The sequence below is a fragment of the Streptomyces sp. NPDC002054 genome (assembly GCF_040296685.1).
In the GTDB taxonomy this organism is placed as follows: domain Bacteria; phylum Actinomycetota; class Actinomycetes; order Streptomycetales; family Streptomycetaceae; genus Streptomyces.
The window spans coordinates 39,599-55,759 of sequence record NZ_JBEOXT010000039.1; the positions used below are offsets into that span (position 1 = coordinate 39,599).

Annotated in this window: 12 protein-coding genes; 8 read left to right on the plus strand and 4 right to left on the minus strand. The window is 71.4% G+C overall.

The features are described from left to right. Window positions 1–44: 44 nt before the first annotated feature. Together ABT123_RS30250 and ABT123_RS30255 are read right to left on the minus strand one after the other, a co-directional pair. Complete coding sequence (locus ABT123_RS30250) at window positions 45–1,181, minus strand: PQQ-dependent sugar dehydrogenase (protein WP_502971096.1); 1,137 nt, start codon at window positions 1,179–1,181, stop codon at window positions 45–47. 310 nt (window positions 1,182–1,491) lie between these two features. Next, a complete protein-coding gene (locus ABT123_RS30255; RefSeq protein WP_351320419.1) occupies window positions 1,492–2,499 on the minus strand; it encodes an aldo/keto reductase in 1,008 nt (335 codons plus the stop codon). Window positions 2,500–2,573: 74 nt separating this feature from the next. Between ABT123_RS30255 and ABT123_RS30260 the strand changes: the two genes are divergently transcribed. The 6 genes from ABT123_RS30260 to serA all read left to right on the plus strand — a co-directional run bounded on the left by ABT123_RS30260 (window position 2,574) and on the right by serA (window position 12,309). Continuing rightward, entirely contained in the window at window positions 2,574–3,521 is a 948-nt protein-coding gene (locus ABT123_RS30260) for a 2-hydroxyacid dehydrogenase (RefSeq protein WP_351320421.1), read from the plus strand. A gap of 357 nt (window positions 3,522–3,878) precedes the next feature. Then, window positions 3,879–6,671 carry a putative bifunctional diguanylate cyclase/phosphodiesterase gene (locus tag ABT123_RS30265; RefSeq protein WP_351320423.1) on the plus strand — a complete coding sequence of 931 codons (2,793 nt, stop codon included), beginning with the start codon at window positions 3,879–3,881 and terminating at the stop codon, window positions 6,669–6,671. Window positions 6,672–6,893: 222 nt separating this feature from the next. Continuing rightward, window positions 6,894–8,780, plus strand: a complete 1,887-nt coding sequence (locus ABT123_RS30270; RefSeq protein ID WP_351320425.1) for an acetolactate synthase large subunit — start codon at window positions 6,894–6,896, stop codon at window positions 8,778–8,780. Window positions 8,781–8,812: 32 nt separating this feature from the next. Beyond that, window positions 8,813–9,337 (plus strand): acetolactate synthase small subunit, encoded by a 525-nt coding sequence (ilvN, locus tag ABT123_RS30275; RefSeq protein WP_150207196.1) that lies wholly within the window; start codon window positions 8,813–8,815, stop codon window positions 9,335–9,337. 115 nt (window positions 9,338–9,452) lie between these two features. After that, the gene (gene ilvC / locus ABT123_RS30280) at window positions 9,453–10,454 is read left to right on the plus strand and encodes a ketol-acid reductoisomerase (RefSeq protein ID WP_351320427.1); all 1,002 of its coding nucleotides are present in this window, start codon (window positions 9,453–9,455) and stop codon (window positions 10,452–10,454) included. A gap of 262 nt (window positions 10,455–10,716) precedes the next feature. Continuing rightward, entirely contained in the window at window positions 10,717–12,309 is a 1,593-nt protein-coding gene (gene serA / locus ABT123_RS30285) for a phosphoglycerate dehydrogenase (RefSeq protein WP_351320429.1), read from the plus strand. 81 nt (window positions 12,310–12,390) lie between these two features. On the opposite strand, the gene ABT123_RS30290 is transcribed toward serA, so the two are convergent. Further along, a complete protein-coding gene (locus ABT123_RS30290; protein ID WP_351320431.1) occupies window positions 12,391–13,914 on the minus strand; it encodes an MFS transporter in 1,524 nt (507 codons plus the stop codon). 77 nt (window positions 13,915–13,991) lie between these two features. On the opposite strand from ABT123_RS30290, the gene ABT123_RS30295 reads away from it, so the two are divergent. Further along, complete coding sequence (locus tag ABT123_RS30295; RefSeq protein ID WP_351320433.1) at window positions 13,992–14,570, plus strand: TetR/AcrR family transcriptional regulator; 579 nt, start codon at window positions 13,992–13,994, stop codon at window positions 14,568–14,570. 97 nt (window positions 14,571–14,667) lie between these two features. Further along, window positions 14,668–15,540, plus strand: a complete 873-nt coding sequence (locus ABT123_RS30300; protein WP_351320435.1) for a hypothetical protein — start codon at window positions 14,668–14,670, stop codon at window positions 15,538–15,540. On the opposite strand, the gene ABT123_RS30305 is transcribed toward ABT123_RS30300, so the two are convergent. After that, on the minus strand, window positions 15,516–16,118 hold the full coding sequence (locus tag ABT123_RS30305; protein ID WP_351320437.1) for a TetR/AcrR family transcriptional regulator: 603 nt from the start codon (window positions 16,116–16,118) through the stop codon (window positions 15,516–15,518). The genes ABT123_RS30300 and ABT123_RS30305 overlap by 25 nt on opposite strands. Window positions 16,119–16,161: the final 43 nt, after the last annotated feature.

Here is a 16,161-nt window from a genome sequence, read left to right on the forward strand (position 1 = left end):
GTTGAACACGTGCCCCCCCTTTCGGCCCCGTCGGGGCCGGCTGATCACCGCACGGTCAGGGTCAGGATCCGGTCGTCGCCCGCCTCCGGCGAACCCCTTCTGTCAGTCTCGCTCGTGACCAGCAGCAGCCGGTCCCCGCCGAGGGCCACCACGGTCCGCAGTCGGCCGTACTTCCCGGTGAGGAAGGCCTCGGGCTCGGCCACCGGGGTCGCGCCGGCCAGCGGGATCCGCCACAGCCGCTCGCCCTTCAGCCCGGCCATCCACACCGAGCCGGCCGCCCAGGCGATCCCGCTCGGCGAGGCCTCGTCGGTCTTCCACTGGGCCACCGGATCCTTGAACCCGGCCTTGCCCGCCTTCCCCTCCGCCTCCGGCCAGCCGTAGTTCCCGCCCGGCTCGATCAGATTGAGCTCGTCCCAGGCCTGCTGCCCGAACTCCGCCGCCCACAGGCGCCGGTCCCGGTCCCAGGCCAGGCCCTGCACATTGCGGTGCCCATAGGAGTAGACGACCGAGTCGGCCTCAGGATTCCCGTGCACCGGCTCCCCATCCGGGGTCATCCGCAGGATCTTGCCGCCCAGCGAGGTCTTGTCCTGCGCGAGCCCGGTGTCACCGGTCTCGCCCGTCCCCACGTACAGCATCTTGTCCGGGCCGAACGCGATCCGGCCACCGTTGTGGACGAGCCCCTTCGGAATGCCCCGGAACACGGTGTCCGGAGCGCCCAGTTGCTGACCCGGCGGTCGCTGCTCGTCATACCGAAGCCGGGCGATCCGGTTGTCGGACTCCGTGGTGAAGTACGCATAGACCATCCGGTCCGAGGCGAAGGAAGGCGACAGCGCCAAGCCCAGCAGCCCGCCCTCGCCGGCCGGGGCCACCCCCGGCACCTCGCCGATCACCGCCGACTTGCCGGTCTTCACGTCCACCCGGCTGATCGTCCCCTTGTCCCGGGAGGCCACCAGCAGATCACCGTCCGGCAGCGGGGCCACCCCCCAGGGCGACTCCAGTCCCTTGGCCACCTCGCCGGACACCGTCACCGCTCCCTTGGCGGGGGGCGCCGTGGGGGAGGCGGTCGGCCCGCCCGAAGCCGTGCCCGGCGGCGAGGTCGGGCCCGCCGGCCTACCCCCGGCCGGCTCCGCCGAACACCCCGCCAGCAACAGCGCCGCGGCAACCACCGCGCCCCGCACCATTCCGTTCCGCATCCCGGCTCCCTCCGTCGGTGTGGGCAATCGTCCCGCAGGGCGGGACGCGTGGGCACACGGGGACACCCCCGCCCGGCTGCGGTGTGGGCAATCGTCCCGCAGGGCGGGACGGGTGGGCACACCGGGACACCACCGCCCAGCGGCCCATACCCCGCCCAGCCCGGGCACCGCTGCGGTGCACGCTGCGCGGCCGGTGCGGGCCGTCGTGCCGTGTGCCCACCCGTGCCGCCCTGCGGCACGATTGCCCACACGGCTGCGGGCCGTGTGCCGTGTGCCCACACGGCGGTGGCCGGACGCGCTAGTCCCAGGCTCCCACTGCCACCGGGAGCGCCGCGATCTCCGCCAGGTCCGCCGCCGTCAGCAGTACCTCCGCGGCCCGCGCGTTCTCCACCGCCCACGCCGCCCGCTCGGCCCCCGGCACCGGCACCACATGCGGCCCCTGCGCCAGCACCCACGCCAGCGCCACCTGCGCCGCCGTGACCTGCGGACCGTGCCGCGCGGCCACCCGCCGCAGGCCCGCCACCAGCACCTGGTTCGCCGCCATCGCCTCCGCCGTGAACCGCGGATGCCGGGCCCGCGCATCGTCCGCCTCGAAGCCCTGCCCCGGCGTCAGCGTCCCGGTCAGGAACCCGCTGCCCAACGGCATCGCCGCCAGGAACCCCACCCCCCGCGCCGCGCACCACGGCAGCAGCTGCCAGACCGCCTCCGGCGACCACACCGACAGCTCCGCCTGCACCGCGCTCACCGGGAACACCTGCTGGGCCCGCTCCAACTGCCCGATCGTCACGGCGTACGACCGGTCGCCGCGCCGCCCGGCCCCCGGCCCCGCGCCCGCCCCGACCGCGCAGAAACCCAGCGCCCGCACCTTTCCGGCGGCCACCAGTTCCGCCATCGCCCCCCAGGTCTCCTCCACCGGAACCTCCGGATCCACCCGGTGCAGCTGGTACAGGTCGATCACATCGGTCTGAAGTCGCCGCAGCGAGGCGTCACAGGCCCGGCGTATATGAGGAGGGCGGCCGTTGGCCACCACATGCTGATCGCCCACCATCAAGCCCGCCTTGGTGGACACAAAGGCCTCGGCCCGCCGCTCCCGCAGCACCCGGCCGAGCAGCAGCTCATTGGTGAACGGCCCGTACATATCGGCCGTGTCGAGCAGGTTCGCCCCCAGATCGAGGGCCGCGTGCACAGCGGCCAGCGACCGCGCCCCGTCCCGCCGTGAGGCCGCATACGCCCAGCTCATCGGCATGCAGCCGAGTCCGATCGCGCCCACCGTCAGCGCCGACGCCCCGATTGACCTGCGCTCCACGCCCGGGTCCCCCTCCCTTTGACGCACCCCAAACTAACCGCTTGATCGCGAACGCTTCACATAGCCTCGGGATCATGTCTTCCACCACGCCAGAGGTCTGGCTGCCGTTCCCCGCCGACGAGATCGACGGCCTCCCCGCCGCCTTCCGCTACCACCGGTGGGACGGTGAGGACGCGTTCCCGGCCGATCCGGCCGACTGCGTCTTCTACGTCACCCCTTATATGAAGTCCCCCGGGGTCAGCCTCCGCCCGCTGGCCCTGATGACCCGGCTCCGGATCGTCCAGACCCTGACCGCCGGCACCGACGACGTCCTCGGCGGCCTCGCGGACCTGCACCCGGGCATCCGGCTGTGCAACGCCCGCGGGGTCCACGAAGCCAGCACCGCCGAACTCGCCCTCACCCTGGTGCTCGCCTCCCTGCGCGGCATCCCCGGCATGGTCCGCGGCCAGGACCGCGAGGACTGGCGGGGCGGGTTCTACCCGGCCCTCGCCGACAAGTCCGTGCTGATCGTGGGGTACGGAGCCATCGGCGCCGCCATCGAGGACCGGCTCGCGCCCTTCGAGTGCGCGCAGATCACCCGGGTCGCGCGCTCGGCGCGGAGCACCGCCCGCGGCCCCGTACACCCGTTCACCGAACTGCCGGACCTGCTGCCCCGGGCCGACGTGGTGATCCTCTCCATCCCGCTCACCGAGGACACCCGGGGGCTCGTCGGCGCCGGCTTCCTCGGCCGTATGAAGGACGGCGCGCTGCTGGTCAACGTGGCCCGCGGGCCCGTGGTCGACACCAAGTCCCTGCTGGCCGAGCTGGATTCGGGACGGCTGCGGGCGGCGCTCGACGTGACCGACCCGGAGCCGCTGCCGGCCGGGCACCCCCTCTGGCATGCTCCCCATGTCCTGATCACGCCCCACGTAGGCGGCAGCAGCTCGGCCTTCGAGCCGCGGGCGAAGCGGCTGCTGGCCCGCCAGCTCACCCGGTTCGCCGCCGGGGAGCCTGTGGAGAACACCGTATTGATCACGGAATGAGGCCGAATGTGCACGCTCGGCAATCGTTCATGCGCACTCCGTGCGTACAACTCTCCCTTTGGTGACACAGCGTACACCTACCCTGTCCCTGAGTAACGAAAGTGGTGTATCGTCCGGAACAAGGGGCTGCGCCGTGAACGTATGGCGCTGGGGAGTGATCGGACAGTTTGGGGGGCGACGGGCGATGCACGGTCAATGGACGAAGGATCCGACGCGGTGGAGCCGCCGGAGGCGACACGCGAGTGCGCCGAAACCAGCCAACCGGGTCACGACCGCCGGACCGGCGGCCCCGTCGGCCCGACCCGCCGCAGCGGCCCGACCAGCCGGAGCACCGGCCCCGCCGGCCGAGGGAGCCCCGTGACTTCCCCCGGAGCGCTCCTGGCCCAGTCGCAGGTTCCCGGCGGCGGCAAGGGCCTGCTGGCGCAGCTCCTCCTCGCCGTGATCAGCGGTGCCTACGCGGTCGGCGCGACCTTCGGCTGGGGCTCCGACGAAATCGCCGTCTTCATGGGCGACTTCGGGCTCAGCGCCGCCGGATTACTCGCCGCGGTCTCCTGCTACCACTACGCCCGCACCCACCGCAGCCGGGAGCGCCCGGCCTGGCTGCTGTTCGCCTTCTCCTCCCTCATGGGTGCCTTCGGCAACGCCATCTGGGGCTGGTACGAGGTCATCCTCGACACCCAGGTGCCCAGCCTCTCCCTCGCCGACTTCGCCTTCCTCTGCTTCGCCCCGCCCGCCATCGTGGGCCTGCTCGTCCTCGCCAAACGCCCGGTCACCCGGGCCGGCTGGGTCTGCCTGGCCCTCGACTCCTGGCTCATCGGCGGCTCCCTGCTCACCCTGTCCTGGAGCCTCGCCCTCGCGAACGCCGCGCAGACCGCCCAGTCCGGAGCCCCCGGCAGCGTCCCGCGCGCCGCCCTCACGCTCGCCTACCCGCTGCTGGACATCGCCCTCGTCTCGATGGTCCTGGTCCTGCACTTCCGCCGCTCCGCCCGCAACCGCTCGGCCATCAACACAGCCATCGCCGCCCTCGCCCTGACCGTGCTCAGCGACGCCCTCTTCACCTCGCCGCTGCTCCGCGAGAGCTACCAGTCCGGGCAGCTGCTCGACGCCGGCTGGTTCGCCGGCTCGCTGCTCCTCGCGTACGCGCCCTGGGGCGCCCGGCGCACCCCGCCCGGCCCGGCCGGCCCGCCCGGCCGTCCGTACCCCGCCCGCCAGGTCAGCCGCCCGATCACCGGCTCGCTGCCCGCCCTCACCCCGTACCTCGCGGCGGCCGTCTGCACCCTGGGCATCCTCTACAACGTGGTGGACGGCCGGAAAGTCGACCGGGTGGTCGTCTTCACCGGCTGCACCGTGGTCCTCGCCCTCGTCGTCCGCCAGGGCATCATGCTCATCGACAACATCGCCCTCACCCAGGAACTGGCCCAGAAGGAGAACCACTTCCGCTCCCTGGTCCAAGGGTCCAGCGATGTCATCATGATCGCCGCGCCCTCCGGAGTGCTGCGGTACGTCAGCCCCGCCGCGGCCGGGGTCTACGGCCGCGAGGCGGAGGAGCTGATCGGCCGCCGGCTCGCGGAGATCATCCACCCCGACGACCTCGGCCGGGTGGTCCACGAGGTCCGGCGCTTCCTGGCCGTCCCACCCGGCGACGAGTCCACCACCCGCATCGAATGCCGCTTCGAGTCCGGCAGCGGCGAATGGCTCAATGTGGAATCCACCGTCAACCGGCACCAGGGCGGGCTGATCCTCAACAGCCGCGACGTCACCGAACGGGTCCGCCTCCAGGCCCAGCTCCAGCACAGCGCCGAACACGACCCGCTGACCGACCTGCCCAACCGGGCCCTGTTCACCCGCCGGGTCCGCCAGGCCCTGGCCGGCCGCCGCGCCGGCGACCACAGCAGCGCCGTACTCTTCATCGACCTCGACGGCTTCAAGGCCGTCAACGACACCATCGGCCACCAGGCCGGCGACGAGCTGCTCATCGAGGCCGCCCGCCGGCTCCAGGACTCGGTCCGCGCCGGGGACACCGCCGCCCGCCTCGGCGGCGACGAGTTCGCCGCCCTCATCCTCGGCGACGGCAACCGCGACCGCGCCGGCCGCGAGCACCTGGTCCACGAGATCGCCGAGCGCCTGCGCAGCACCCTCTCCCAGCCCTACCGGATCGCCGGCCGCGAGGTCCGGGTCGCCGCCAGCATCGGCGTGGCCTTCGCCGACTCCGGCATCACGCCGTCGGACCTGATGCGCAACGCGGACCTCGCGATGTACCGGGCCAAGGCCGGCGGCAAGGACCGGGTCGAGCTGTACGCCCCCCAGCTGCAGACCGAGGCGGTTCACAAGGCCGAGCCGGCCGGCCGGCTGCGCACCGCGCTGCAGGAGGCGGAGTTCGCCCTGCTGCACCAGCCCGTGGTCTCGCTGGCCACCGGCGCGGTCACCGCGGTGGCGGCGCAGGCCCGCCGGCGCTCCGCCCAGGGCGTCTTCTCCCGGGACCGGCTGCTGGAGGAGGCCGTGGCGCAGGCGGCCGAGCGGCACCGGGCCGGGCACGACACCCCGGTCGCGGTCCGGATGAGCGCCCGGCGGCTGCTGGACAGGGCCGCCCCGTCGGCCTCGGTGGAGGCCCTGCTGGCCCGCCACGGGCTGCCGTCCGGGGCCCTGATCCTGGAATTGGCCGACAGTGATCCACGCGTGCCCTTCGACGAGCTGGAGCGCCGCCTGACGGCCCTGCGCCGGCTCGGGGTCCGGATCGCCCTGGACGGCATCGGCAGCGGCTATGCGGGCATCAGCGCGCTCCGCCGCCTCCCCGTGGACGTCCTCAAGCTGGACCGCGGCCTCGTCGAGGGGGTGGTCGAATCGGCCAGACTCAACAAGATCACGGCCGGATTGTTGCGTATCGCAAACGACCTGGGAATGCAATCGGTGGCCGAAGGGGTGGACCTCCCCGAGCAGCTCCTCGCCCTCCGGGCCATGGGCTGCACCCACGGTCAGGGTTTGGCCTTCTCCGAACCTCTTGACGAATACCGGCTGCGTCGCACGCTCGTCAGGAGTACGTTTCCAGTACCGGGCGGGGCGGCCTTGCCTGCCTTGGCCGGTGGTTCCCTGGGGGGCTCTTTGCTCATCCAGAGGGGCTCACATAATGAGACGCCCGTCCCACCCACTTGACATCGACCTCCCGCCGGAGGGAGGGTCTGTGCCATGCGCACCCGAATTCTCGTACTTGGAAAGCGCGTCGGCTAAGGCTGGGACCAGCATGTCCCCGCTGCACGCACCCGACGCGCTCCCCTCGCTTGCCTCCCGGCACGAGGGGTTTTTTGTTGCACTGGCACACGGCGCAGGCCGCGCACAAGCCGAATCACTCGTAAAACCCTCAGCTTCGAGAAGAGAATGCCGATGACCGAGCAGGCCTCCGGGGCCCACCATCCGCAGCCGCGGGCCCGTTCCGGCGGACAGCAGACCGCCGCAGTTGAGCACGTCACGGGTGCGCAGTCCCTCATCCGATCTCTCGAAGAGGTGGGGTGCGACACCGTCTTCGGTATTCCGGGCGGCGCCATCCTCCCCGCGTACGACCCGATGATGGACTCCAAGAAGGTCCGTCACATCCTGGTCCGCCACGAGCAGGGGGCCGGCCACGCCGCCACCGGCTATGCGCAGGCCACCGGCAAGGTCGGCGTCTGTATGGCCACCTCCGGACCGGGCGCCACCAACCTGGTCACCCCGATCGCCGACGCCCACATGGACTCTGTGCCGCTGGTCGCCATCACCGGCCAGGTCTCCTCCAAGGCGATCGGCACCGACGCCTTCCAGGAGGCGGACATCGTCGGCATCACCATGCCGATCACCAAGCACAACTTCCTGGTCACCAAGGCCGAGGACATCCCGCGGACCATCGCCGAGGCCTTCCACATCGCCTCCACCGGCCGCCCCGGCCCGGTCCTCGTGGACATCGCCAAGGACGCCCTCCAGGCACGGACCACCTTCAGCTGGCCGCCGTCCCAGGACCTCCCGGGTTACCGGCCGGTCACCAAGCCGCACGCCAAGCAGATCCGCGAGGCCGCCAAGCTGATCGCCGCGGCCAAGCGCCCGGTCCTGTACGTCGGCGGCGGCATCATGAAGGCTGGCGCCACCGCCGAGCTGAAGGTCCTCGCCGAACTGACCGGCGTCCCGGTCACCACCACCCTGATGGCCCTGGGATCCTTCCCCGACAGCCACCCGCTGCACGTCGGCATGCCGGGCATGCACGGCGCGGTCACCGCCGTCACCGCCCTGCAGAAGTCGGACCTGCTGATCGCCCTCGGCACCCGCTTCGACGACCGGGTCACCGGCAAGCTCGACAGCTTCGCCCCCTTCGCCAAGGTCATCCACGCCGACATCGACCCGGCCGAGATCGGCAAGAACCGCGCGGTGGACGTCCCGATCGTCGGTGACGCCCGCGAGGTCATCGCCGACCTGATCCAGGCCGTCCAGGCCGAGGTCAACGAGGGCAACACCGGCGACTACACCGCCTGGTGGAAGGACCTCAACCGCTGGCGGGACACCTACCCGCTCGGCTACGACCTGCCCGAGGACGGCATGCTGTCGCCGCAGCAGGTCATCGAGCGGATCGGCCAGCTGGCGCCGCAGGGCACCATCTACGCGGCCGGTGTCGGCCAGCACCAGATGTGGGCCTCGCACTTCGTCAACTACGAGGAGCCCCGCACCTGGCTGAACTCCGGTGGCGCCGGAACCATGGGCTACGCGGTCCCCGCCGCGATGGGCGCCAAGGTCGGCATGCCGGAGCGCACGGTCTGGGCGATCGACGGCGACGGCTGCTTCCAGATGACCAATCAGGAACTGACCACCTGCGCGCTGAACAACATCCCGATCAAGGTCGCGATCATCAACAACGGTGCGCTGGGCATGGTCCGCCAGTGGCAGACCCTGTTCTACAACCAGCGGTACTCCAACACCGTGCTGCACGCCGACGAGACCGGCCACGACACGGTCGGCTCCCAGCTCGGCGAGTCCGCCGCGCCCCGCCAGGGCACCCGCGTCCCGGACTTCGTCAAGCTGTCCGAGGCCATGGGCTGTGTGGCCCTGCGCTGCGAGGACCCGGCCGACCTGGACAAGGTCATTGCCGAGGCCAACGCCATCAACGACCGTACGGTGGTCATCGACTTCATCGTCCACGAGGACGCCATGGTGTGGCCGATGGTCGCAGCCGGCACCTCCAACGACGAGGTCATGGCAGCCCGGGGCGTCCGTCCCGATTTCGGCGACGGCGAAGACGACTGAGCCGCGAGAGCCTGAGAGAGAGAACGACTCACATGTCCAAGCACACGCTCTCGGTCCTGGTCGAGAACACCCCCGGCATCCTCGCCCGGATCGCCGCCCTGTTCTCCCGCCGCGGGTTCAACATCGACTCCCTCGCGGTCGGTGTCACCGAGCACCCCGACATCTCCCGCATCACCATCGTGGTCAATGTCGAGGACCTGCCCCTGGAGCAGGTGACCAAGCAGCTCAACAAGCTGGTCAACGTCCTCAAGATCGTCGAGCTGGAGCCCGCCTCCGCGATCGAGCGCGAGCTCGTCCTGGTGAAGGTCCGCGCCGACAACGAGACCCGCTCGCAGATCGTCGAGATCGTCCAGCTGTTCCGCGCCAAGACGGTCGACGTCTCCCCGGAGGCCGTCACCATCGAGGCCACCGGCGGCGCCGACAAGCTCGGCGCGATGCTCAAGATGCTGGAGCCCTTCGGCATCAAGGAGCTCGTGCAGTCCGGCACCATCGCCATAGGGCGTGGCGGCCGGTCCATCACGGACCGCAGCCTGCGCGCGCTCGACCGCAGCGCCTGACCGCCTGACCCCGCTCGCAGCGCCTGACCGCGTTCGCATCGCGAGACCGGGAAACTCACATTCCGTTCCCCGCCGTACGGTGGGAGCAACACCAGCGCACCAAGGAGATATCCCAGTGGCCGAGCTGTTCTACGAGAACGACGCCGACCTGTCCATCATCCAGGGCCGCAAGGTCGCGGTCATCGGCTACGGCAGCCAGGGCCACGCCCACGCGCTGTCGCTCCGTGACTCCGGCGTCGACGTCGTCGTCGGTCTCAAGGAGGGCTCGAAGTCCAAGGCCAAGGCCGAGGAGCAGGGCCTGAAGGTCGTCTCCGTGTCGGAGGCGGCCGAGTGGGCGAACGTCATCATGATCCTGACCCCGGACCCGCTGCAGGCCGAGATCTACGAGGAGTCCATCAAGGACCACCTCAAGGAGGGTGACGCGCTCTTCTTCGGCCACGGCTTCAACGTCCGCTACGGCTTCATCAAGCCCCCGGCCAACGTGGACGTCGCCCTGGTCGCCCCGAAGGGCCCGGGCCACCTGGTCCGCCGTCAGTACGAGGAGGGCCGCGGCGTTCCGTGCATCGCCGCCGTCGAGCAGGACGCCACCGGCAAGGCCTTCGACCTCGCGCTCTCCTACGCGGCCGGCATCGGCGGCACCCGCGCCGGCGTCATCAAGACCACCTTCAAGGAGGAGACCGAGACCGACCTGTTCGGTGAGCAGGCCGTTCTCTGCGGTGGCGCCTCCGCGCTCGTCAAGGCGGGCTTCGAGGTCCTGACCGAGGCCGGCTACCAGCCGGAGATCGCGTACTTCGAGTGCCTCCACGAGCTCAAGCTGATCGTCGACCTGATGTACGAGGGCGGCCTCGAGAAGATGCGCTGGTCGGTCTCCGAGACCGCCGAGTGGGGCGACTACATCACCGGCCCGCGCGTCATCAACGACGCCACCAAGGCCGAGATGAAGCAGGTCCTCGCCGAGATCCAGAGCGGCGAGTTCGCCAACACCTGGATGGCCGAGTACAAGGCGGGTCTGCCCAAGTACAACGAGTACAAGAAGGCCGACTCCGAGCACCTGCTCGAGACCACCGGCAAGAAGCTGCGCAAGCTGATGAGCTGGGTCTCCGACGAGGAGAACTGAGCCCCGGGCAGTACCGCGGGAGCGGGGCCGGGACGCACACGTCCCGGCCCCGCCGCCCGCTCCGGCAGGTCCGCTTGTCCACCCTGGCCAACCCCGGACGGGTGATCCTTCCGGACAGGCGGAAAACAAGCCCGCCGCCGCTACTACACTGCACATCACATACGCGTCAGGCCCACAGTGTCGTGCGTCTTCCACGCGGCTAGCCCCTCCACCGCCTGCGGCCGTCGGGACGGCCGTCCGCACTGGACTTGTGAGGACCCACGTGAGCTCGAAACCTGTCGTACTCATCGCCGAAGAGCTGTCGCCCGCCACGGTGGACGCGCTCGGCCCTGACTTCGAGATCCGGCACTGCAACGGCGCCGACCGCGCGGAGCTGCTGCCCGCCATCACCGACGTCGACGCCATCCTGGTCCGCTCCGCCACCAAGGTGGACGCCGAGGCCATCGCCGCCGCGAAGAAGCTGAAGGTCGTGGCCCGGGCCGGAGTCGGCCTGGACAACGTGGACGTGTCCGCCGCCACCAAGGCCGGTGTGATGGTGGTCAACGCGCCCACCTCGAACATCGTCACCGCCGCCGAGCTCGCCTGCGGCCTGCTCGTCGCCACCGCCCGCAACATCCCGCAGGCCAACACCGCCCTGAAGAACGGCGAGTGGAAGCGGAACAAGTACACGGGTGTCGAGCTCAGCGAGAAGACCCTCGGCGTCGTCGGCCTCGGCCGCATCGGCGTCCTGGTCGCCCAGCGGATGTCCGCCTTCGGGATGAAGGTCGTCGCGTACGACCCCTACGTACAGCCCGCGCGGGCCGCCCAGATGGGCGTCAAGATGCTGACGCTGGACGAGCTCCTCGAGGTCGCCGACTTCATCACCGTGCACCTGCCCAAGACCCCGGAGACCCTCGGTCTCATCGGTGACGAGGCCCTGCACAAGGTCAAGCCGAGCGTCCGCATCGTCAACGCCGCCCGCGGCGGGATCGTCGACGAGGCCGCGCTGTACTCGGCGATCAAGGAGGGCCGGGTCGCCGGCGCCGGCCTCGACGTGTACGCGAAGGAGCCCTGCACGGACTCCCCGCTCTTCGAGCTCGACCAGGTCGTCTGCACCCCGCACCTCGGCGCCTCCACCGACGAGGCCCAGGAGAAGGCCGGCATCTCCGTCGCCAAGTCGGTGCGCCTCGCGCTCGCCGGCGAGCTGGTGCCGGACGCGGTCAACGTCCAGGGCGGGGTCATCGCCGAGGACGTCCGTCCCGGCCTGCCGCTCGCCGAGAAGCTCGGCCGCATCTTCACCGCCCTCGCGGGCGAGGTCGCGGTCCGCCTCGACGTCGAGGTCTGCGGCGAGATCACCCAGCACGATGTGAAGGTGCTGGAACTGTCCGCCCTCAAGGGTGTGTTCGAGGACGTCGTCGACGAGACGGTCTCCTACGTCAACGCCCCGCTGTTCGCGCAGGAGCGCGGCGTCGAGGTGCGGCTGACCACCAGCTCGGAGTCCCCGGACCACCGCAATGTGGTGACCGTCCGCGGCACCCTGTCGGACGGTCAGGAGGTGTCGGTCTCCGGCACCCTGGCCGGCCCCAAGCACCTCCAGAAGATCGTCGGCATCGGCGAGTACGACGTGGACCTCGCGCTCGCCGACCACATGGTGGTGCTCGCCTATCAGGACCGCCCGGGTGTCGTCGGCACCGTCGGCCGGATCCTCGGCGAGGCCGGTCTGAACATCGCCGGCATGCAGGTCGCCCGCGCTGAGGAGCACGGTGAGGCGCTCGCCGTCCTGACCGTGGACGACACGCTGCCGCCGGCCGTCCTGGCGGAGATCGCCGAGGAGATCGGCGCGGCCTCGGCCCGCTCGGTCAACCTGGACGCCTGACCGCACCACGCGCGACCACGCACGACGAAGGGCCCGGGGGATTCCCCCGGGCCCTTTTCGTACTACGTTCCCGTACGCCGCTCAGCGCGCGGCACCCACCGGCTCGGCCGCTGCTCCGGCCGGCGCGGAGCCCCCGCCGGGCCGCAGCAGCACCAGGGCCAGCCCGGCGGCGGCCACCATCAGCAGGCCGGCCCCGCAGGCGGCGTAGTGCAGCCCGTGCACAAAGGCTTCGCGGGCCGCGGCCAGCACGGCGGCACCCGCCTCGCCGCCCAGCTGCTGGGCGGCGGCAGCGGCCCCGCCGAGGGTCTCCCGGACCGCGGGGTCGGCATCCGCCAGGTCGCTGCGGTAGACGGCGGTGCCCAGGCTGCCCAGCAGGGCCATGCCCAGGGCGCCGCCGAACTCCTGGCCGGTCTCCAGCAGGGAGGCGGCCGAGCCGGCCTTCTCGGCGGGGGCGGCGGCCAGCGCCATGTCCGAGACCAGGGACATCACGGTGACGATGCCGCAGGCGAGCACCGCGCAGCCGGCCAGCAGCAGCCACAGCGAATCGGTGCCGACCGTGGCGAGCAGCGCGAAGCCGGCCCCTCCGGTGACGAACCCGCCCGCGATGACCGGGCCCTTGCCGAGCCGCTGCCCGAGGGTGGCGGCGACCGGGGCGGCGGCGCCCACGGCCACGGACGGGGCGAGGCTCCACAGGGCGGCCTCCAGGGTGCCCATGCCGAGGACCGACTGGAGGTACTGGGTGGAGAAATAGGCCGAGCCCATGATGGCGAAGGCGGCGAGGGTGTTGAGGGTGACGGCGGCGCCGAAGCCGCGGGCCCGGAACAGCGCCGGGCTGATCATCGCGTCGGTGCGGGAGCGCTGGCGGCGGACGAAGACGTACCCGAGGGCCCCGCCCACGGCCAGGCAGCCCAGCCGGAAGGGGTCGACGCCCTCGGCGGCGATCTCCTTGAGCCCGTACACCACCGGCAGTACGGCCCCCATGGACAGCGGCACGCTGAGCAGGTCGAAGCGGCCCGGGGCCGGGTCCTTGAACTCGGGGACCAGTACTGGCGACAGGACAAACAGCAGCAGCATCGCGGGGACGTTGACCAGGAACACCGAGCCCCACCAGAAGTGGTTGAGCAGCACGCCGCTCATCACGGAGCCGAGGGCGATACCGCCCGCCATTGCGCCGGACCACAGGGCGATGGCCCGGGTGCGCTGGGCATCGTCCTGGAACAGGTTCCGGACCAGGGCCAGGGTCGAGGGCATCAGGGTGGCCCCGCCGATGCCGAGCAGGATGCGGGCGGCGATCAGCATTTCGGCGCTGGTGGCGTAGGCCGCGCCGACCGAGGCGAGCCCGAAGGCGGCGGCGCCGATCAGGAGCAGCTTGCGCCGCCCGATCCGGTCTCCGAGCGAACCCATGGTGATCAGCAGACCGGCCAGCGCGAAAGCGTAGCTGTCGAAGATCCACAGCTGCTGGGTGGCGCTGGGGTCGAGCTCCCGGGTGATGGCCGGGATGGCGAAGTAGAGGACGGAGACGTCCATCGAGACCAGGAGGAGCGGCAGCAGGAGGACGGTGAAGGCGGTCCATTCCCGGCGGCCGGCGCGAGGCGGGTTCGTCATGAGCAGAAATGTACAGTCGTCATAAACGCTTGTCTATGACGACTGTATGAGACGGGTGTCTTGATAGAGTCGGGGGCATGGGACATAAGGAAGATCTGCTCGAAGGCGCGAAGAAGTGCCTGGTCGAGAAGGGTTTTGTGCGGACCACCGCGCGGGACATCGTGAACGCCTCGGGCGCCAACCTGGCCTCTATCGGCTACCACTACGGCTCCAAGGACGCCCTGCTCACCCAGGCCTTCATCGCCCTCATGGAGGAGTGGGGCGAGGCCTCCGCAGCCGGGGTGAAGGGTGCGGACGGCTCGCTGGAGCGCTTCCGCGGGGTGTGGGAGGGCGTGCTCGCCCAGCACGAGACCTCCGGTCCCATCTGGGCCGCCAGCCTGGAGGTCGCCCTGAGTCGCGACCGGGTGCCGGGGGTGGGCGCGATGCTTGCCGCCTCGCAGGCCGAGGGCCGGCGCGGGCTGATCTCGATGATGACCGGCACCCCCGAGGACCAGCTCGACGAGCGCGATGTGCGGACGCTGGGCGCCTTCTACCAGGCCCTGCTGCACGGCTTGATGGTCCAGTGGCTGTTCGACCCCGAATCGGCCGCCACCGCCGAGGAGTTCACCGAGGGCATGCGCCGGGCGGCCGAGACCGCGCTGGGCACCGAGGACTGACCGCGGAACCACTGTCGGGCGCGTCCCGTCACAGCTCCGCACCGGGCCTACCCGAGGGGGAGTTGTGCGACGGAGAGTGACGTCGGCGATGGCATGGATGACGGCACTTGCCCTGGTGGGGGTGGGCTGCGGAGCGACGGACGGGCCGGGCTCGCCGGTATCGCAGGCCGGGCCGGGCGGTGCTACGGCCGTGCCGCGCGGCCGGATGGCTGAGGTGGCCCGCGCCTGGGAGGGCTCGGCGGCCCTGAAGCGGTGGCGGGAGGGCTTCCACCCGCTGCAGGACGTGATCCGGCTCCCGCAGGGCGCGTTCCGCAACGGCGAGGACAAGAACGCCTACCTGGGGCAGAACTTCACCCTGCGGACCGAGCTCCCGCCGGCGGCGCCGCCCCCCGGCCGGATCACCTGGTCCGACGGGAGCACCCTGCCCGTCGCGCCGCTGTCCGCCCCGGACACGTACGGACTCTTCGACCAGGAGCCCGACCGGGCCCGCGCCCTGGTGGTGACCGCGGCCCGGTTCGGCGAGCTCACCCTGAACACCAGCCGCGGCCCTGCCCGGGTGCCGGCCTGGTTCTTCACCCTGGAGGGGTACGACACCCCGCTCGCCCGCGTCGCGATCGGCCCCGACCGGCTGCCCGCACCGCCCATCGGGCCGGTCTCCGCGTACGCCCACGGCGGCTCCGGCTGGCTGTCCGGCCACACCGCCGCCTCACCCGAGGCCACCCGCTTCACCGTGGCCGCGTCCCACGGCAGCTGCGAGGAGGTCGCGGTCGAGGAGGTCCTGGAAGGTGCCGACACCGTCGTCCTGGCGGCCGGGACGACGCCCCGCGGCCGGGCCGGAGCCGTCTGCGACGCCGCGGCCCACCTCAAGGACGTACCGGTGGAACTGAGCCGCCCGCTCGGTAGCCGGGTCCTGCTCGACGCGGTCTCCGGCGCCCCGATCCCGTTCTACTCCGGCGCCGGCAAGGGCTGACCGCCGACCTGGCCGGCCAGTTGGGCAATGAGGTGGGCCAGTGCGGCCTCGGCCGCCGGACCGTCGGCCGCGACCTCGGGCACGAGCTCGCCGGCCGACCGGCGCAGTTCGACCCAGCCGAGGTAGGCGGCGTAGGCGACCACCGCCTGCTGCCGGGCCGTGGTGGCGTCCAGACCCAGGTCCGCGTACAGGTCGGTGAGGTAGCCGATGCGCCGTTCGGTGACCCGGCGCAGGACCGGGGCGACCGCCGGATGGTCGGCATGGGCGACGATCGCGGGCTCCAGGCCGCTGATGTCCTCCTGCCCCAGGGCGACAGTGAACAGGGCGGTCAGCCGCTGCCGGGGATCGGTGATGTCGCCGAGCTCCCCGATCAGGCCATGGGTGTCGTCCTGCTCCCACATCTCCAGCGCGGCCGTCAGCAGGGCGTCCCGGTCCTTGAAGTGCCAGTAGAAGCTGCCGCGGGTCGCCCCGAGCTCGCCCGCCAGTGCGTTGACCGACACGGCGGCGACACCGCCGCGGGCCATCGCGCGCAGCGCCGCGACCGACCAGTCCTGGGGGGTGAGTTGTTTCCTCGCCATGTCCGTACAGTACTGTACGGTTATTCCATACAACGGTGTATGG

Bases quoted from the DNA above. Each gene is read 5' to 3' on its own strand.
- ABT123_RS30270 (WP_351320425.1), top strand. From the start codon at position 6,894: ATGCCGATGACCGAGCAGGCCTCCGGGGCCCACCATCCGCAGCCGCGG.
- ABT123_RS30295 (WP_351320433.1), top strand. From the start codon at position 13,992: ATGGGACATAAGGAAGATCTGCTCGAAGGCGCGAAGAAGTGCCTGGTC.
- ABT123_RS30260 (WP_351320421.1), top strand. From the start codon at position 2,574: ATGTCTTCCACCACGCCAGAGGTCTGGCTGCCGTTCCCCGCCGACGAG.
- ilvN (WP_150207196.1), top strand. From the start codon at position 8,813: ATGTCCAAGCACACGCTCTCGGTCCTGGTCGAGAACACCCCCGGCATC.
- ABT123_RS30300 (WP_351320435.1), top strand. From the start codon at position 14,668: ATGACGGCACTTGCCCTGGTGGGGGTGGGCTGCGGAGCGACGGACGGG.
- ABT123_RS30305 (WP_351320437.1), bottom strand. From the start codon at position 16,118: ATGGCGAGGAAACAACTCACCCCCCAGGACTGGTCGGTCGCGGCGCTG.
- ABT123_RS30250 (WP_502971096.1), bottom strand. From the start codon at position 1,181: ATGGTGCGGGGCGCGGTGGTTGCCGCGGCGCTGTTGCTGGCGGGGTGT.
- ABT123_RS30290 (WP_351320431.1), bottom strand. From the start codon at position 13,914: ATGACGAACCCGCCTCGCGCCGGCCGCCGGGAATGGACCGCCTTCACC.